Here is a 19388-nt window from a genome sequence, read left to right on the forward strand (position 1 = left end):
CCACCACCGAGTTCTGAGTCGCATTTGGCGCCAGGTCATTCGAAGGAGCACCTGTTGAACGCCGCACAGTTGCCGGGGACTTCCCTGAGCGGAACTGTCACTCCCACCCTGCCCGTGCTCGTCGCACAGCAGGCCGCCCGTACGCCCGACGCGGCCGCCGTCCTCGACGGGGCCCGCACGCTGACCTACCGGGAGCTCGATCTCGCCGCCGACCGCACGGCGCGCTTTCTGCGCTCGGCCGGCGCAGGCCCCGGTTCGCTGGTCGGCGTGTGTCTGGGCCGGGGAATCGACCTGGTCGTCACCCTCCTGGGGGTGTGGCGGACGGGGGCCGGATATGTGCCCCTGGACCCCGGCCACCCCCAGGAGCGGCTGAAGTCCCTCCTGCTCCAGTGCGGCACCGCACTGGTGGTCACCGAGCCGGAACTGACCGGCCCGCTGGCCGCCGGGGGCACCCGCACGCTCACCCCGCAGGACATCCGCGACGGGGCCGGCACCCTCGCGGACACCGCCGCCGCCACGGACATCGATCCGCTCGGTGTCGCGTACACGATCTTCACCTCGGGTTCGACCGGGCAGCCCAAGGGCGTGCAGGTCACCCACGCGGGCATCGCCAACCGGGTCACCTGGGCCGTGCGGACGCACGAGCTGGGCGCCGACGACCGCATTCTGTTCAAGACCTCCGTCGGCTTCGACGCGGCGGGCTGGGAGATCTTCGCCCCGCTGATCGGCGGCGGAAGCGTCGTGATCGCCCCGGACGGCACCGAGCGCGACCCGTCGGCGCTGCTGGCCGCCGTCGCCGACGGCGGCGTCACCGTCCTCCAGGTGGTGCCCTCCGTGCTGCGCCTCCTGGTCGAGGAGGACGGCTGGGCCCGCTGCCACGCGCTGCGCCTGCTCTTCTCCGCCGGTGAGCCGCTGCACGCCGAACTCGTCGAGCAGGTCCGCGACCGGGCCGGCCGGACCCTCGGCGTGTGGAACACCTACGGGCCCACCGAGTGCTCCATCGACATCACCGCCCACCGCGTGGCCCCGGAGCAGACGTCCGGCCCGGTGCCGATCGGCCGTGCGCTGAGCAACATGCGGGTCCTGGTCATGGGCCCCGACGGCACCCCGGTCCCCAAGGGCGTCACCGGCGAGCTGTACGCGGACGGGGTCGGCCTCGCCCAGGGGTACCTGGGCCGCCCCGACCTGACCGCGGAGCAGTTCGTCCCCAACCCGTACGGCACCCCCGGCTCGCGCCTCTACCGCACCGGGGACCTGGTCCGCTGGAGCGCCGAGGGCTACCTGGAGTACCAGGGCCGCGCCGACGCCCAGCTCAAGGTCAACGGCGTACGCATCGAGCCCGGTGAGATCGAGGCCGCCCTCACCTCCCACCCGGACGTCAGCGGCGCGGCCGTCGTCGCGTTCACGGCGGAGGGCGGCGGCAAGCGGATCGGCGCGGCACTCACCACGCGCACCCCGCTCGGCCCGACGGAGCTGCGCCGGTTCCTGCGGGAGCGGCTGCCCGACAGCCATGTCCCCTCGGTCTTCCACACCGTGGACGCCCTCCCCCTGACCCCCAACGGCAAGGTGGACCGGGCCGCGCTGGCCGCCACCATGGACGAGACCGGTGCCATGGCCGGGCAGGGCGGCTACATCGCCCCGCGCAACGCCGCCGAGGAGCAGGTCGCCGAGGTCTGGGCCGCACTGCTGGGCCGGGAGAAGGTCGGCGCGCACGACGACTTCTTCGCCCTGGGCGGTACGTCGCTCCAGCTCACCCGCCTCGCCGCCAGGCTCCGCGCCTCCGGCGTCGCCATCTCGATGCGCGGCCTGTTCAGCGCCACCACCGTGGAGGCCCAGGCCAGGCTGATCGGCGCACCGTCCGACAGTGCCCGCCCGATCCCGGTCGTGTCCCGCGCCGGGGCCCTGCCGCTCTCCTCCGGGCAGCGCCGGCTCTGGTTCCTGGACCGGCTGAACCCGGGCAGCCGCGAGTGGGTCGCGCCACTGATCCTGCGGCTGCCCGCCGACACCTCGGTGGACACCCTCCAGTCCGCGCTGACCGCGCTCGGCGGACGCCACGAGGCGCTGCGCACCCGCTACCTGGACGACGGCGGCGAGCCCCGCCAGGTGATCGGCCCGGCGGGGCCGGTGGAGCTCCGGGTCCTCGACACCACCCGCGACGGCCTCGCGGCCCGCTTCGAGGAGCAGTTCGCCCGCGGCTTCGACCTCGCGACGGGTCCGCTGTGGCGGGTCCTGCTGGCCCGGGTGCCGGGCGAGGAGCACGTCCTGCTCGTCACCATGCACCACATCGCCTGTGACGGCTGGTCCACCGTCGTCCTGGAGCGTGAGCTGCGGGAGCTGTGCGCAGCCCGGCTGTCGGGCCGCGAGCCGGTGCTGCCCGCGACCGGGGTGCAGTACGCCGACTACGCGTCCTGGCAGCACGAGCGGCAGACCGCGGAGTTCACCGCCGGGGAGCTGGCGCACTGGCGCACCGCGCTGGACGGCATCACCCCGCTGGAGCTGCCCACCGACCGGCCCCGGCCGCCCGAGCGCGATCCGCGCGGCGCGGTCGTCCCGGTCCGGGTGGAGCCGGAGCTGGCGGCGAAGGTGGAGGAGCTGGGCCGCAGGCACGGCGCCACCCCGTTCATGACGCTGCTCACCGCGTTCGCCTCGGTGCTGGCCCGGCAGAGCGGCCAGTGGGACGTGCCGGTCGGCACCCCGGTCGCCGGGCGGACCCGTTCCGAGCTGGCCGACACGGTCGGCTTCTTCCTCAACTCCCTCGTGGTGCGCTGCTCGTTGGCGGGCGATCTCTCCTTCGCCGAGGCGCTGGGGCGGGTCCGGGCCGCGTCCGTGGCCGCGTTCGCGCACCAGGAGCTGCCCTTCGACCGGCTCGTCGAGGAGATGCAGCCCGAGCGTGACATGTCCCGTACGCCGCTCTACCAGGTCGCCTTCGACATGCACAGCGAGGGCGTCACCAGTGTCGCCACCGACGCGGCGGACCTGCGGGCCTTCGCGGAGGCGTGGACGGTCGCCAAGACGGACCTCTCGGTCTTCATCGGGCGCTCGGCCGACGGGTCGCTGGAAGGGGTCTTCGAGTACGCGACCTCGCTCTTCGACGCGGCGACCGTCGTCCGGATCAAGGAGCAGTTCATCCGCTTCCTGACCGGGGTCACGGCCGACCCGGCCGCCCGGCTCTCCACCGTGTCCCTGCTGCCCGCCGAGGAGACACGGCGGCTGCTGGAGCTGGGGACGGGCGAGCGGGCCGGCTTCGGCGACGCGTCGGTGTGCCGGAGCTTCGAGGAGCAGGCGCTGCGCACCCCGGACGCGCCCGCGATCGGCTTCGCCGACGGCACGGTGACGTACCGGCAACTGGACGTGCGCGCCAACCAGATGGCCCACCAGCTGCTCGCCTCGGGCGTCGGCCAGGAGTCCGTCGTCGGCGTGCTGCTGGACCGCGGGCCGAACCTCCTCGCGAGCCTGCTCGGCGTGTGGAAGGCCGGCGCGGCCTATGTGCCGATCGACCCCTCGTACCCGGCCGAGCGCATCGCCGCGATGCTCAGCACCTCGGGCGCCGTCCTCGCGATCACCGAGGAGGCGTACGCGGACCGCTTCGGCGCCCTCGGCACCGTCCTGGTCGACCGCGACCGGCCCGCGCTGGACGAGCGTCCCCGGACCGCGCCGGAGCGTGACGAGGACGCCGATTCGCTGGCGTACACCATCTTCACCTCGGGTTCGACCGGCCGCCCCAAGGGCGTCGGCGTCACCCACCGGGGGCTCGCCAACCATGTCGGCTGGGCGGCCCGTGAGCTGGCTTCCCGGGGCGGGCGGGGCGCGCCGCTGTTCTCCTCCGTCGCCTTCGACCTCGTCGTCCCCAACCTGTGGGCGCCGCTCGTCACCGGGCAGCGCGTCCACACCGTCGCGCAGGACACCGACATCGACGCCCTGGGCGCCGTGCTCGCCGAGGCGGGACCGTACAGCTTCATCAAGCTGACGCCGGGACACCTCGACATCCTCGCGGAGCAGCTCACCGCCGAGCAGGCGAGCGCGCTCGCGCCGGTGCTGGTGGTGGCCGGTGAGGCGTTCACCCGGGCCACGCTGGAGCGCTGGCGCGCGCTGGCGCCCCAGACCGCGCTCATCAACGAGTACGGGCCGACCGAGGCGTCCGTGGGCACCTGCGTCTACCCGGTCCCGGCCGGGGAGTCGGCCGAGGTGCTGGCCATCGGCCACCCGCTGCCGAACATGACCATGTACGTCCTGGACGAGCACCTCGAACCCGTTCCGGTCGGTGTGCCCGGTGAGCTGTACGTCGGTGGCACGGGCGTCGCCCGCGGCTACGCGGGCCGCCCCGACCTCACCGCCGAACGCTTCGTCCCCGACCCCTTCGGCCCTGCGGGAGCCCGGCTCTACCGCACCGGCGACCTCACCCGGACCCGTGCCGACGGCGCCGTGGAGTTCCTGGGCCGACTCGACGATCAGGTAAAGATCCGTGGCTACCGCATCGAACCCGGAGAGATCCAGACCGTCGTGGCCGAGCACCCCTCGGTCCGTGACGCGGTCGTGGTGGCGCGTGAAACGCCGGCTGGTGAGCAGCAGCTCCTCGCGTACTACGTCCCGGCCGACAGCGCCGAGGACCCGGCCGTGACCGCGTCGGACCTGGCCGCGCACTGCGCGACCCGGCTGCCCGACTACATGCTCCCGCAGGTCTACGTACCGCTGGCCGAGATCCCCCTCAACGCCAACGGCAAGACCGACCGCAAGCGGCTCCCGTCGCCCGAGGGCACCGGGGCCGAGGGCGCCGCCGGACGTGTCGAGCCGCGCACCGCCACCGAGGAGCGCATCGCCGACATCTGGGCCGAACTGCTCGGGGTGCGGGTCGGTGTGGAGGACAGCTTCTTCCACTCCGGCGGCAACTCGATCCTCGCCATCCGGCTGATCTCGCGCATCCAGGAGGAGTTCGACATCGACTTCAAGGTGCGCACCGTTTTCGAGGGCCCCACCGTGGCCCGGCTGGCCGTCGCCACCGAGAACGCCATCCGTGCGGAGATCGCCGCACTTTCCCCAGCAGAGCTGACGAACGGCCAGGAACTGGCTAAGGAGTTCACCGCATGAGTACCGCCGCGATCACACCCGCCGGTTTCGACGCGGACGGGGCGAGAGAGGAGCTGCTGCGTCAGCGGCTCGCCGGCCGCCGCAGCGGACGCCGGGCCACCATCCCCCGCGCCGACCGGTCCGCCCCGCTGCGCCTGTCCCCCGGCCAGGAGCAGATGTGGTTCCTCAGCCGCCTCGACCCGGACAGCACCCAGTACCTCGTCCCGCTGATCGTCCGCCTCACCGGTGAGCTGGACACCGCCGCGCTCGCCGAGTCCTGGCAGCGGCTGACGGACCGGCACGAGATCCTGCGTACCCGCTACGGCGTGGCGGGGGAGGAGCCCGTCCAGCTGATCTCGCCCGCCGAGCGGGTCACCCTGCCGCTGGACGACCTCACCGGCCTTCCGGCGTCCGAGCGCGAGGCCCGGGTCGGATCGATCATCGCCGACGACCTGTTCGTCCCGATCGACCTCGCCCGGGACCTCCCGGTGCGCGCCCGCCTGATCCGTCTCGCGGACGACGAGCACGTCCTCGGCATCGTCTTCCACCACATCGCCTGCGACGCCTGGTCCACCGAGGTCATCGGCCGGGAACTGAGCGCCCTGTACGCGGCGCTGTCCACCGGCACCGAGCCGGAACTGCCCGCCGTTCCCGTCCAGTACGCCGACTTCGCGGCCTGGCAGCGCACCGAACTGTCCGGCGCCGCCCTCGAAGCGCAGCTCGACTACTGGAGGACGACCCTGGCGGGTCTCACCCCCATCGAGCTGCCCACCGACCGGCCGCGCAGGGCGGTCCGCGACGCGACGGGCGCCTCCGTCGCCTTCGGGGTACCGGACTCCCTCGCGGGCCGGCTGCGGGAGTTCGCGCAGCGCCACGACGCCACCCCGTTCATGGTGGTGCTCACCGCCTTCCAGAGCCTGCTGGCCCGCTACACCGGCTCCACCGACATCGCGGTCGGCACCGTGGTCTCCGGGCGCGGCCGTCCCGAGCTCCAGGGCATGGTCGGCTTCGGCATCAACAGCCTGGTGCTGCGCGCCGAATGGAGCGACGACCCGTCGTTCCAGGAGCTGCTGGCCCGCACCAAGGACACGGTCCTGGGCGCCTTCGACCACCAGAGCACCCCCTTCGCCCGGCTGATCGACGCGGTCCAGCCGGAGCGCGACCTGTCGCGCACCCCGCTGTTCGACGTCGCCCTCACCATGCACGGCGAGCGCACCAGCGCGTTCACCCTGCCGGGGCTGCGCGCCGAGCCGTTCCAGGGCGAGGGCAACGCCGCCAAGTACGACCTCGACCTCCAGCTGCGGGAGGCCGCCGACGGCACCCTGCACGGCCATCTGGAGTACGCCGTCGAGCTGTTCGACCGCGAGAGCGCCGAGCGGCTGACCGCGCACCTGGTGCGGCTCCTGGACGCCGCGGTCACCGCCCCGCACACGAGCGTCGCCGAACTGGACTTCCTCGGGGAGAGCGAGCTGGACCTGCTCACCGCGGGCGCGGCGCTCTCCGGCGAGGTCACCGGCACCGTGCACCAGGTGTTCGAGGAGCAGGCTCACCGCACCCCGGACGCCGTCGCCGTCCACTTCGACGGCCACGACCTGACGTACGCCGAACTGAACGCGCGGGCCAACCGGGTCGCGCACCACCTGCGCGGTCTCGGGGTCGGCCCGGAGACGCTCGTGGGGGTCTGCCTGGAGCGCGGGCTCGACCTGCTGCCCGCCCTGATCGGCGTGCTGAAGGCGGGCGGCGCCTATCTGCCGCTCGACCCCTCGGTCCCCGCCGAGCGGATCGGCTTCATGCTGGAGGACGCCGCCGTCCCGGTCGTGGTGACCCAGAGCGCGCACCAGGAGATGTTCTCCGGCATCCACACCGGCCCGCTGGTGGTGCTCGACCGCGACGCCGAGGCGCTGGCCGGGCAGCCGGACACCGACCCGGCGCCCACCGCCGACGCCGACAGCCTGATCTACGTCATCTACACCTCCGGGTCGACGGGCCGCCCCAAGGGCGTCTGCCTCACCCACGCCAATGTGCTGCGGCTGTTCACGGTGACGGCGGAACAGACCCGGTTCCCCGCCTCCGACGTGTGGACGCTGTTCCACTCCTACGCGTTCGACTTCTCCGTCTGGGAGATGTGGGGTGCGCTGCTGCACGGCGGCAGCCTGGTCGTCGTCCCGAAGGACGTGGCGCGCGACCCCGACAAGTTCCTCGACCTGCTGGTCGAGCGGCGCGTGACGGTGCTCAACCAGACGCCCTCCGCGTTCCGTTCGCTGGTGAGCGCCGCCCGCGAGGGCGACCCCCGCATCGACCGGCTCGCCCTGCGCACCGTGGTGTTCGGCGGCGAGAAGCTGGAGGTCGCGGACCTGCGGCCGTGGGCGGACCGGCTGGGTCTGGCGGCCCCGACGCTCGTCAACATGTACGGGATCACCGAGACGACCGTCCATGTCACCCACCACGAGCTGGGCGCACAGGACCTCACGGGCACCGGCAGCCCCGTCGGCGTCCCGCTGGACGACCTCTCGATACGGATCCTGGACCGGCACGGCAACCCGGCGCCGATCGGCGTCCCGGGCGAGATCCATGTCGCGGGGCGCGGCATCGCCCGCGGCTACCTCGGCCGTCCGGGGCTCACCGCCGAGCGCTTCGTGCCCGACGCGTTCGGGGCGCCCGGCGACCGGCTGTACCGCAGCGGCGACGTGGCCCGCCGGCTCGCCGACGGCAGCCTGGAGTTCCTCGGCCGCAACGACGAGCAGGTCAAGATCCGCGGCTTCCGCATCGAGCTGGGCGAGATCAACGCCGCCCTCGCCGCCCAGGACGGGGTGCTGGACGCCGTCGTCCTGGTCCGCGAGAGCACACCGGGCGACAAGCAACTCGTCGCCTATGTCGTCCCGGCGGAGTCGGTGGACACCGCCCCCGACACCGGTGACCTGCGCGCCGCGCTCGCCCGTGATCTGCCCGACTACATGGTCCCGGCCACCTTCGTGGTCCTGGAGCGCCTGCCGCTGACGGTCAACGGCAAGCTCGACACCAAGGCGCTGCCCGCCCCCGCCGCGGGCGCCGTGCGCGCCGCGGGCAAGGTCTACGCCGCCCCGCGCACCCCGCTGGAGCACCGCGTCGCCGCCATCTGGCGGGACGTGCTCGGCGTCGACCCGATCGGCGTCCACGACAGCTTCTTCGACCTCGGCGGCCACTCGCTGCGCGCCATCAACCTCGCGGGGCACCTGCGCGAGGCGGGTCTCGACGTGTCCGTACGGGACATCTTCGAGCACCGCACCGTGGCGCTGCTGGCCGAGCGGCTGGCCGACCGGCCCGAGGTGCGCGCGGCACACGGTGTGCGGCCGTTCGCGCTGGTCACGGCCCCGGACCGGGAGCGGCTCCCGGAGGGCCTGGACGACGCGTACCCGATGTCGCAGGTGCAGATCGGCATGGTCGTGGAGATGCTCAGCGACACCGGCCGGCACCCGTACCACAACGTCACCTCCTTCCGGATCCGTGACGAGCGGCCCTTCGACGTCGCGGCGCTGCGGGCCTCGGTCCGCTCCGTGATCGACCGGCACGACGTCCTGCGCACCTCTTTCGACCTGAACTCCTACGCGGTGCCGATGCAGTTGGTGCACAGCGAGGTCGCGGTGCCGGTGACCGAGCGCGATCTGCGCGGGCTCACCGACGACGAAGTACAGCTGTCGCTGCGCGAGTTCACCCGGCGGGAGCGGGCCGAGCTGATCGGTCTGGACACCCCGCCGCTGCTGCGGCTGATCGGCCACTCCCGCGACGACGGGAGCTGGTGGCTCACGATCACCGAGAACCACGCGATCCTGGACGGCTGGAGCCACCACTCGCTGCTCATGGAGATCGTCGAGGGCTACCGCACGGCCCGCGACGGCCGTGCCATCGAGACGCCCGCCGCCCCCGACGTGCGGTTCGCGGACTTCATCGCGGCCGAGGTCACCTCCCGCGAGGCCGGGGACGACCGGGCGTACTGGAGCGGCATCGTCCGGGACTACCCGGCCTTCGCCCTCCCCGACGCCTGGTCCGGGGACGGTGAGGCGGGTGCCCCGTACCGCGTCAGGGTGCCCTTCCACGACCTGGAGGACCGGCTGCGCGCGCTGGCCTCGGCGGCGGGCGCTTCGCTGAAGAGCGTGCTGCACGCGGCACACCTGAAGGTGATGAGCTCGGTCACCGGGGACGAGCGGTTCTTCACCGGCCTGGTCTGCAACGCCCGGCCCGAGGCGCTCGGCGCCGACGGCGTCTACGGCATGCACCTGAACACGCTGCCGTTCGCGTTCGACGGGGCCACCGGCACCTGGCGCGAGCTGGTGGAGCGGGTCTTCGCCCGCGAGGTCGAGCTGTGGCCGCACCGCAGCTTCCCGATGCCGGACATCCAGCGCGAGGCGGAGGACGGGCAGCGGCTGGTCTCCGTGCGCTTCAGCTACCACGACTTCGACCAGGTCGACCGCGAGCAGGTCGACTACCTGGCGAGCATCGACGACAGCCCGACCGAGTTCCCGCTGGGCGTCTCGGCGCGGCTGGGCCACCTCTTCCTGACCGGTGGCCGCAAACACCTCGACGAGGTCGCGCTCGACCGGCTCGCGGGCACACTGCGCCAGGTCCTGGAAGCGATGGCCGCCGACCCGGAGGGCGACGCCGCGGCCTCGTACCTGCCGGCGGCGGAGCGCGGGCGGCTGCTCGCCGAAGGCACGGGCGAGCAGGCCGACTTCGCCTCCGCCCCGGTCCTGCGGCGCTTCGAGGAGCAGGTCCTGCGCACCCCGGACGCGCCCGCCGTGGGCTTCGGAGAGGTCTCGCTGAGCTACGCGGAACTGGACGCGCGGGCCAACCGCCTCGCGCACCGGCTGCTCGCCTCGGGTGCCGGGGCGGGCTCCGTCGTCGGCGTGCTGCTGGACCGCGGGCCGAACCTCCTCGCGAGCCTGCTCGGCGTGTGGAAGGCGGGCGGGGCCTATGTGCCGATCGACCCGTCGTACCCGGCCGAGCGCATCGCCGCGATGCTCAGCACCTCGGGCGCCGTCCTCGCGATCACCGAGGAGGCGTACGCGGACCGCTTCGGCGCCCTCGGCACCGTCCTGGTCGACCGCGACCGGCCCGCGCTGGAGGCACTTCCGGCGACCGCGCCGGAGCGCCACGAGGACGCCGACGCACTCGCGTACACCATCTTCACCTCGGGTTCGACCGGCCGCCCCAAGGGCGTCGGCGTCACCCACCGGGGACTCGCCAACCATGTCGGCTGGGCCGCGCGCGACCTCGCCCCGCAGGGCACCGGAGGCGCACCGCTGTTCTCCTCGGTCGCCTTCGACCTCGTCGTCCCCAACCTGTGGGCGCCGCTCGTCACCGGGCAGCAGGTCCACACCGTTCCGCAGGACACGGACATCGCCGACCTGGGCGGGGTGCTCGCCGAGGCGGGACCGTACAGCTTCATCAAGCTGACCCCCGGCCATCTGGACGTCCTGGCCGAGCAGTTGACCGCCGGGCAGGCGAGTGCGCTCGCGCCGGTGCTGGTGGTGGCCGGTGAGGCGTTCACCCGGGCGACCCTGGACCGCTGGCGCGCGCTGGCGCCCGGCACACGGCTCATCAACGAGTACGGGCCGACCGAGGCGTCCGTCGGCACCTGCGTCTACCCGGTGCCCGAGGACGAGTCGGCGGAGGTGCTGGCCATCGGCCACCCGCTGCCGAACATGACCATGTACGTCCTGGACGCGGGGCTCTCCCCGGTGTCCGTCGGTGTGCCCGGTGAGCTGTACGTCGGCGGCACGGGCGTCGCACGCGGCTACGCGGGCCGCCCCGACCTCACCGCCGAACGCTTCGTCCCCGACCCCTTCGGACCGGCCGGTGCCCGCCTCTACCGCACCGGCGACCTGGCCCGGACCCGTGCCGACGGCGCCGTGGAGTTCCTGGGACGGCTGGACGACCAGGTCAAGATCCGTGGATACCGGATCGAGCCCGGAGAGATCCAGAGCGTCGTCGCCGAGCACCCCTCGGTCCGTGACGCCGTCGTCGTCCCCCTGGAGGGCCCGTCCACCGGCGATCTGCGGCTGGTCGCCTACTACGTGCCGGCGGACGGTACGGAGGTGACCTCGGCGGACCTGGCCGCGCACTGCGCGACCCGGCTGCCCGACTACATGCTCCCGCAGGTCTACGTACCGCTGGCCGAGATCCCCCTCAACGCCAACGGCAAGACCGACAAGCGCGCGCTGCCCGCCCCCGAAGCGGAGGAACTGGACGGCGGCACCCCCTACGTCGCCCCGCGCACCCTCACCGAGGCGCGGGTCGCCGAGATCTGGTGCACGGTCCTCGAACGGGACCGGGTCGGCGTCGACGACGGCTTCTTCGACCTCGGCGGTCACTCGATCCGCGCGGTCGCCCTGGTCGGCGCGCTGCGCGCGGCGGGCTTCGACGTCGGCGTACGGGAGGTCTTCGAGTACCGCACGGTGGCCGAGCTGAGCCAGTTCCTCACCGGACGCCCGGCCCCCGCCGAGCCGGCCCCGCCGGTGGAGCCCTTCGCGCTGCTGGCCGAGGAGGACCGGGTACGGCTGCCCGAGGGTGTGGTCGACGCGTACCCGATGTCCCAGGTGCAGCTCGGCATGCTCGTGGAGATGCTGGCCGACCAGGAGAAGCGGGCCTATCTCAACGTCGCCTCGTTCCGCATCACGGACGGCACACCGTTCGACGGGGCCGCGCTGCGCCGGGCCCTGGACGTGGTCACCGGCCGGCACGAGATGCTGCGCACCTCCTTCCACCTCGACTCCTTCACCACCCCGCTCCAGCTCGTCGCCGCGGACACCGTGATTCCGCTGACGGTCGAGGATCTGCGCGGAGCGCAGGACCGCGAGCAGCGGGTGGCCGGCATCATGGCCGAGGAGCGCTCCATCCCCTTCGACCTGGCCACGGCTCCGCTGCTGCGGATGACCGCCCAGGTGGAGGACGAGGGCTCCTGGCGGCTCGTGGTGACGGTCTGCCACGCGATCACCGAGGGGTGGAGCCACCGCGCCCTGCTCATGGAACTGCTCGACGTCTACCGCGAGCTGCGCGACGGCACGGCCCCGGCCGCGTTCACCGCTCCCCCGGTGCGTTACGCCGACTTCATCGCGGCGGAGCTCGCCTCCCTGGAGTCCGCGGACGACCGGGCGTACTGGAGGCACGTCATCGGCCGGTACGCGCCGTTCGCGCTGCCGCCCGTGTGGGAGGGCGACACCTCCGCGCCGCGCGAGAAGTACCGGGTCGCCGTGCCCGTGCACGATCTGGAGCCGCGCCTGCGCGCCCTGGCCACCTCGGCCCAGGTGTCGTTCAAGAGCGTGCTGCTGGCCGCGCACCTGAAGGTGATGAGCATGGTCACCGAGGAGGACGCCTTCTTCAGCGGCCTGGTGTGCAGCGCACGGCCCGAGTCGCCGGGCGCCGAGCGGGTCTACGGCATGTACCTCAACACGCTGCCCTTCGCCTTCGACCGGGCGAGCGGCAGCTGGAGCGACCTGGTGCGCCAGGTCTTCGCCCGCGAGGCGGAGGTCTGGGACCGCCGCAGGTTCCCGATGCCCGTCATCCAGCGCGATGCGGACCTCGGCCGGCTGCTCCATGTCCGGTTCAGCTACCAGGACTTCGACCATGTCGACACCAAGCTGGTCGACGCGGAGGCGAGCAGCGGCGAGGGCGGCACGGAGTTCGCGCTCGCGGTCTCGGCCGTCTCCGGTCACCTGCTGCTGACCACGCACACCCACGCCCTGGGCCGAGGCCACGCGGACCGGCTCACCGGTCTGTACCGGCAGGTCCTGGAGGCGATGGCCGCCGATCCCGGCGGCAGCGCCGAGGCGACGTTCCTCCCCGAGGGCGAGCACGCGTGGCTGCGGGAACAGAACGCGACCGGACGGGAGTTCCCGGAGCGGACCGTGCTCCGCCGCTTCGAGGAGCAGGCGGCCCGCACCCCGCACGCCGTGGCCGTGAGCCACCGGGGCGAGGAGGTCGCCTACGCGGAGCTGGACGCCCGTGCCGACCGCGTCGCGCACCGGCTGGTCGCCGCGGGCATCGGTGCGGAGAGCGCCGTCGCGGTGCTCCTGGACCGGAGCCCGGGGCTGATCGCCACGCTGCTCGGGGTGTGGAAGGCGGGCGGCGCCTATGTGCCGATCGACCCGTCGTACCCGGCCGAGCGCATCGCGAGCATGTGCGAGAGCGCGGGCGTCGTCGCCGCGGTGACGGAGCCCCCGTACGCGGACGGCTTCCCCACCGGCGTTCCGGTGCTGCTGCTGGAGGACCTGGAGCGGGCGGGCACCGACGACGGCACGGGCACGGCGCCCGCCCGGAGCGAGGACCCGGACCGCCTCGCGTACGTCATCTTCACCTCCGGCTCCACGGGCCGGCCCAAGGGCGTCCAGATCCCGCACCGCGGGCTGGCCAACCACGTCGCCTGGGCGGCCGAGGACCTGGCCTCCCGGGGCACGGGCGGGGCGCCGCTGTTCTCCTCGGTGGCCTTCGACCTGGTGGTGCCCAACCTGTGGGGACCGCTGGTGACCGGGCAGGCCGTGCATGTGGTGGCGCAGGACACGGCTCCGGCCGACCTGTCCGCCGCGCTGCTCGCGTCGGGCCCGTACAGCTTCGTCAAGCTGACCCCCGGCCACCTGGACATCCTGACCGAGCAGCTCACCACCGAGCAGGTGGAGCGGCTCAGCCAGGTGTACGTGGTGGCGGGCGAGGCACTGCCCGGCGAGACGGCCAACCGCTCGCTGGAGGTGCTCGGCGAGGGGCGGATGATCAATGAGTACGGGCCGACGGAGGCATCGGTCGGCTCCACGATCCACCCGGTGACCGGCCATGTCGCCCTCGACGTGGTGCCGATCGGCCGCCCGCTGCCGAACATGACGGCGTATGTGCTGGACGCGTCGATGCGGCCGGTGCCGGCGGGTGTGCTGGGCGAGCTGTACGTCGGCGGTACGGGAGTGGCGCGCGGCTACGCGGGCCGCCCGGACCTGACGGCGGAGCGCTTCGTACCGGACCCGTTCGGGCCCGCCGGAGCGCGGCTGTACCGCACGGGTGACCGGGCGCGGCTGCTGGCCGACGGGAACGTGGAGTTCCTGGGACGGCTGGACGACCAGATCAAGATCCGCGGCTACCGGATCGAGCTGGGCGAGGTGCAGGCGGTCGTGACCGCCCACCCGGCCGTGCGCGACGCGGTGGTCACGGTGCACGAGCCCACCCCGGGCGACAGGCGCCTGGTGGCGTACTGCGTGCCGGTCGCGGGCCAGGAGCTGCCGAGCGCCGCGGTGCTGGCCGACGACTGTGCCCGTCACCTGCCGGAGTACATGGTCCCCTCCGCCTTCGTGGCGCTGGAGAGCATCCCGCTCAACGCCAACGGCAAGGTGGACCGGCGGGCGCTGGCCGCGCCGGACCGCGCGTCGATGCGCTCCGAGGACGCCTATGTGGCGCCGAGGACGGCGACGGAGCGGATGCTCGCCAAGATCTGGTCCGAGGTCCTGGGCGTCGACCAGATCGGCATCCACGACAAGTTCTTCGAGCTGGGCGGGCACTCGATCCTGATGATTCAGGTGCTGGCCGCGGCCCGCCGCGAGGGGCTGGCCGTCTCGGTCTGGCGCATGTACCAGCACGGGACGCTGATCGACCTCGCCGCGGCGATCGACGAGGACGCGGAGGCGGCCCGCCGGGCGGCGGAGCCGGAGCCGGAGCCCGTCGTGGAGGAGGCGAAGCCCGCCGATGTGGTGATGTCGGCGGAGCTGCTCGCGACGCTGCTGGAACAGGCGTCGGGCGGCGACCGGAGCCGGCTGGCCGAGGGCCCGCTGGCAGAGGTCGCGGCGCTGCTGGGGCTGGCCGCCACGGCAACTCCCCAGGTGGATCGGGCGGATCGGACGACTGCGGCTGACCGGGCGGCTACGGCTGACCGGGCGGCTTCGGCCGCCTTCCCGCTGGACGATCTGCGCGCGCTCATGGCCGAGCACCAGGTGCCCGGCGTGAGCATCGCCGTACTCGGCGCCGACGGCTCGACCGAGCTGCACGGGGCCGGGGTGCTGTCCACCGGCGGCGACGAACCGGTCACCCCGGACACGCTGTTCCAGGTCGGCTCGATCAGCAAGCACGTCACGGCACTGGCCGCCCTGCGGCTGGTGGCGGAGGGCCGCATCGCCCTGGACGACCCGATCGGGAAGCACCTGACCTCCTGGCGGCTCCCGGACCTCGCCACCGCCCCCGGAGAGGTCACCGTCCGCCATCTCCTGGGCCACACGGCGGGGCTGGCCCGGCACCGCAGCGTCGGGTTCCCGCCCGGCGAGGAGGTGCCCACGCTGCTGGACCTGCTGTCGGGCACCGGCCCGGTCACCACCCCGCAGGTGAAGCGGCAGCTCGTCCCCGGCTCCACGTTCCGCAAGAGCAGCACCCACTACTGGGTGCTCCAGCAGCTGCTGGAGGACGTCACCGGGGAGTCGTTCCAGGAGCTGATGGACCGGCTCGTGTTCACCCCGCTGGAGATGACGGGCAGCAGCTTCGACCAGGAGTTCCCGCTCACCGCCGGTCGCCCGGTGGCGCTCGGGCACCACGCCAAGGGCGTCGCGCTCGACGGCGGCTGGCGCAACCGCGCCCATCTCGCCGCCGCCGGACTGTGGACGACGGCCGAGGACATCGCCAGGGTCGCCCGCCAGGCGCGCGCCTCGCTGCTCGGCCTGCCGGGCGGGCTGCTGCCCACCGAGGTCGCCGGGGAGCTGCTCACCGGACACCCCGGGAGCTTCTACGGCCTCGGCACCATCGTCGACGACACCGGTGACGACGCCGAGTTCGGGCACGGCGGCGAACCCGCCGGCTACTGGAACCTCTCCCTCAGCCACCTCAGCACCGGCGTCGGACTGGTCGCCCTGACCAACTCCGACAGCGGCAAGGGCGTCGTCAAGCATCTGACCGCCACCCTCAGCCGCCGCGAACAGAGCTTCGGCCGGGGCACGTTGATGGCCGACTGGGCGGCGGCGGGCACCGGCGACCGGGCACCGGCGAACCATCCGCTGCTGAGCGCGGTGGTCACCGAGGAGGACCGCGCATGACAGGACGAGCACACCCGACCCCGCGCCGGCAGACCGATCCGGAGGACACCGTGCAGGACTCATCCGTACGCCACCTGATATCCATCGACGACCTCACCGACCAGGACATCGACACCATCGTCGCCGACGGCTGCGCGTTCGCCTCCGACGGCGTCCGCGGCGAACGGCCGCTGACCGACGAGGTGGTGGGCGTCTACTTCAGCAAGACGTCCACCCGGACCCGTACCGCGTTCTCCAGCGGCGCGCTGCGGCTCGGCGCCTCGCTGCTCACCTACGGGCCCGGCGACCTCCAGCTCAACACCGGGGAGACCAGCGAGGACACCGGGGCCGTGCTGTCCCGGATGCTCGATGTGCTGGTCGCCCGGACCGCGGGCGACCCGGCGGAGATGCGGGCCTGGGCCCGGCAGGACCGCATGTCCGTCATCAACGCGATGAGCGCCGACGAACACCCCACCCAGGCGCTCACCGACCTCACCACGCTCCGGATGACGTTCGGCCGCCTCACCGGCCTGCGCGTCCTGTACGTCGGCGAGGGCAACAACTCCGCCGCCGCCCTGGCCCTCGCGCTCACCCGCTTCGAGGGCACCGAGCTGGAGCTGCGCACCCCGCCCGGCTACGGGCTCGACCCGGCGACGCTCCGACGGGCCGAGCGGAACGCGGGCGTCTCGGGCGCGCGCATCCGCGAACGCCACGACATGGCGGACCTGCCCGAAGGGTTCGACGCCATCTACACCACCCGCTGGCAGACCACCGGCACGGCGAAGGCCGATCCCGACTGGCGCACGGTCTTCGCCCCCTTCCAGGTGTCCGAAGCGCTCTGGGACACCAGCCCCAAGGCGGTCTTCCTGCACGACCTGCCCGCGCACCGGGGCGACGAGGTCACCGGCGGGGTGCTGGACGGGCCCCGGAGCATCGCCTTCGAGCAGGCCGAGAACAAGATGCACAGCGCGATGGCGGTACTGAAGTGGTGCCGCGCGGGGGCCTCGGGCACCCCGGCGGCCTCCACGGGCGCCGCGCAGCGCGGATGAGCATCACCGGCGAAGCGGCGCCGCCGGTGGCGGACGCGGCGGGACCCTCCCCGGTCCCGCTGCGCCGCAACCGCGACTTCCTGCTGCTGTGGAGCGGCGCGGGGCTCACCCTCCTCGGCTCCCGCGCCTCCTCCGTGGCCTACCCGCTGCTGCTGCTCTGGTCCACCGGATCGGCGTCGGCGGCGGCCGTGGCGGGGTTCGCCGCGCAACTGCCGCAGCTGCTCATCCAGTTGCCGGCCGGTGCGCTGGTGGACCGCTGGGACCGCAAACGGATGATGATCCTGTGCAGCGCGGGGTGCGCCCTGAGCGCGGTCGGTGTCGTCGTCGCGGTGGCCCTCGGGCGGGTGTGGCTGCCGCATCTGGCCGCCGCCGCGTTCGTCGAGGGCACCCTGATGGTCTGCTACCGGCTGGCCGAGCGGGCCGGCGTACGCCATGTGGTCCCGGCGTCGCAGCTGACGGCGGCGCTCGCCGGGAACGAGGCGCGGGGACGGGCCGCCGGGCTCATCGGGCAGCCCGCCGGAAGCGTCGCGTTCGCGGCGGTCAGGTGGTCGCCGTTCCTGCTGGCCGGAGTGGCGCACCTGCTCTCGCTGGCCGCGGTCCTGCTGATCAGGAAGCCGTTCCAGCAGCCCCGGAGGTCGGCCGCGCGGCGCAGGATCGGCCCCGAGATCGCCGAAGGGGTGCGGTGGCTGTGGCAGCGCCGCTTCCTGCGGCGGATCACGCTGCTGATCTCCGGCAGCAACGTGGTCTTCCAGGCGCTCGCGCTGCTGCCCGCCTTCGTCCTGTACGAGGACGGCCTCTCGGCCGGGACGGTGGGCGTGATCGCCGCGATCAGCGGGGCCGGCGGGGCCTGCGGGGCGCTCACCGGGGGCTGGACCACGCGCCGGCTCGGGCTGCCCGTGCTGGTCTGCGCGGCCCTGGCGGCCTGGGCCCTCCTGGTCCCGGCCCTGGCCCTGACCAGGTCCCCCGTCGTGCTCGGGGCGCTGTTCGCCGGGATGAGCTTCGTCGGCGGGGTGGTCAACGTCGCCGGGGGGATCTACCAGGTCGAGATCACGCCCGACCCGCTCCAGGGACGCGTCAACAGCGTGCTCCAGCTGTTCGGTTCGGGGGCCAACTCGCTCGGCGTCCTGGCCGGCGGGCTGCTCCTGGACGCCTTCGGCGCCGCGGTCACCGCCGCCGCCCTCGGCGCGGTGATGGCCCTGCTGGCGCTCACCGCCGCCCTGTCCAAGCTCTCCCGGCTCCACCGGCTCACTCACGCATCACCCGCACCATCCACCACACCGTCCGACACACCACCCGACGCACCGTCCGACAAACAAGGAGAAACCGCATGAACGCGTCCACCAGCTGGGTTCCGCTCGTCATCACTCCCGAGAACGCCGGGGTGGAGGCATCGAGCGCGGGTCTGTTCGAGGTGGTGAGCGACACCTCGGCCATCTCCGACCAGCTCGTCAAGGAGAAGGCCCTGATCTTCCGCGGCTTCGGTGTCACCGAGGACGAGCTCGAAAAGATCATGAACGAGCTGCTGCCCAACCGGCTGGCCTATGTGCACGGCAACTCGCCCCGTACGAAGGTCGGCAAGAACGTCTACACCTCCACGGAGTACCCGCAGGAGTTCACCATCTCGATGCACAACGAGATGTCGTACGCCCACCAGTGGCCGGCCCGGCTGCTGTTCTTCTGCCAGCAGGCCGCCGAGACCGGCGGGGCGACCCCGGTCACGGACTCCGCGCTGTGGCTGGAGTCCCTGGACCCCGAGGTCCGCGAGGCGTTCAGGGGCGGCGTGCGCTACCAGCAGAACCTCCATGACGGCTTCGGCCTCGGCAAGAGCTGGCAGGACACCTTCGAGACGAAGGACCGGGCCGAGGTCGAGACCTTCCTCGGCAACACCGGCGCCACCTGGGAGTGGAAGCCCGACGGCTCGCTGCGCGTCAGCCAGGTGCGCCCGTCCACCGCGATCCACCCGGTGACCGGCGCGGAGGTCTGGTTCAACCAGTCCGACCAGTGGCACCCGGCGGGCCTCGGCGACGACACCGCCGCCGCGCTGGCGGCGATCCTCCCGGCGGACGAGCTGCCCCAGTCGGTGACGTTCGCCGACGGCTCGCCGATCCCGGACGACTACGTCATCCAGGTCCGCGACCGGGGCCTGGCGGCGGCGCAGAACTGCGACTGGCGCACCGGTGACCTGATGCTCATCGACAACATGCTCGTGTCGCACGGCCGCCGCCCGTTCACGGGTGCGCGCCGCGTGCTCGTGGCGATGTCCGACTGA

Annotated in this window: 5 protein-coding genes; all 5 read left to right on the forward strand. The window is 73.2% G+C overall.

The features are described 5' to 3' along the window. Nucleotides 1-54 precede the first annotated feature (54 nt). The 5 genes from OG251_RS17580 to OG251_RS17600 are packed head-to-tail and all read left to right on the forward strand — an operon-like array spanning nucleotide 55 to nucleotide 19388. Complete coding sequence (locus OG251_RS17580) at nucleotides 55-5085, forward strand: non-ribosomal peptide synthetase (RefSeq protein ID WP_326678080.1); 5031 nt, start codon at nucleotides 55-57, stop codon at nucleotides 5083-5085. Next, the gene (locus OG251_RS17585; protein WP_326678081.1) at nucleotides 5082-16091 is read left to right on the forward strand and encodes a non-ribosomal peptide synthetase; all 11010 of its coding nucleotides are present in this window, start codon (nucleotides 5082-5084) and stop codon (nucleotides 16089-16091) included. The genes OG251_RS17580 and OG251_RS17585 overlap by 4 nt, the downstream gene beginning before the upstream one ends. Beyond that, nucleotides 16088-17119, forward strand: a complete 1032-nt coding sequence (locus OG251_RS17590) for an ornithine carbamoyltransferase (RefSeq protein ID WP_326678082.1) — start codon at nucleotides 16088-16090, stop codon at nucleotides 17117-17119. Before OG251_RS17585 ends, OG251_RS17590 begins: the two co-directional genes overlap by 4 nt. Beyond that, the gene (locus OG251_RS17595; protein WP_326678083.1) at nucleotides 17116-18450 is read left to right on the forward strand and encodes an MFS transporter; all 1335 of its coding nucleotides are present in this window, start codon (nucleotides 17116-17118) and stop codon (nucleotides 18448-18450) included. Before OG251_RS17590 ends, OG251_RS17595 begins: the two co-directional genes overlap by 4 nt. After that, a complete protein-coding gene (locus OG251_RS17600) occupies nucleotides 18447-19388 on the forward strand; it encodes a TauD/TfdA family dioxygenase (RefSeq protein ID WP_326678084.1) in 942 nt (313 codons plus the stop codon). Before OG251_RS17595 ends, OG251_RS17600 begins: the two co-directional genes overlap by 4 nt.

It is taken from the genome of Streptomyces sp. NBC_01237, from assembly GCF_035917275.1.
Taxonomy (GTDB): domain Bacteria; phylum Actinomycetota; class Actinomycetes; order Streptomycetales; family Streptomycetaceae; genus Streptomyces.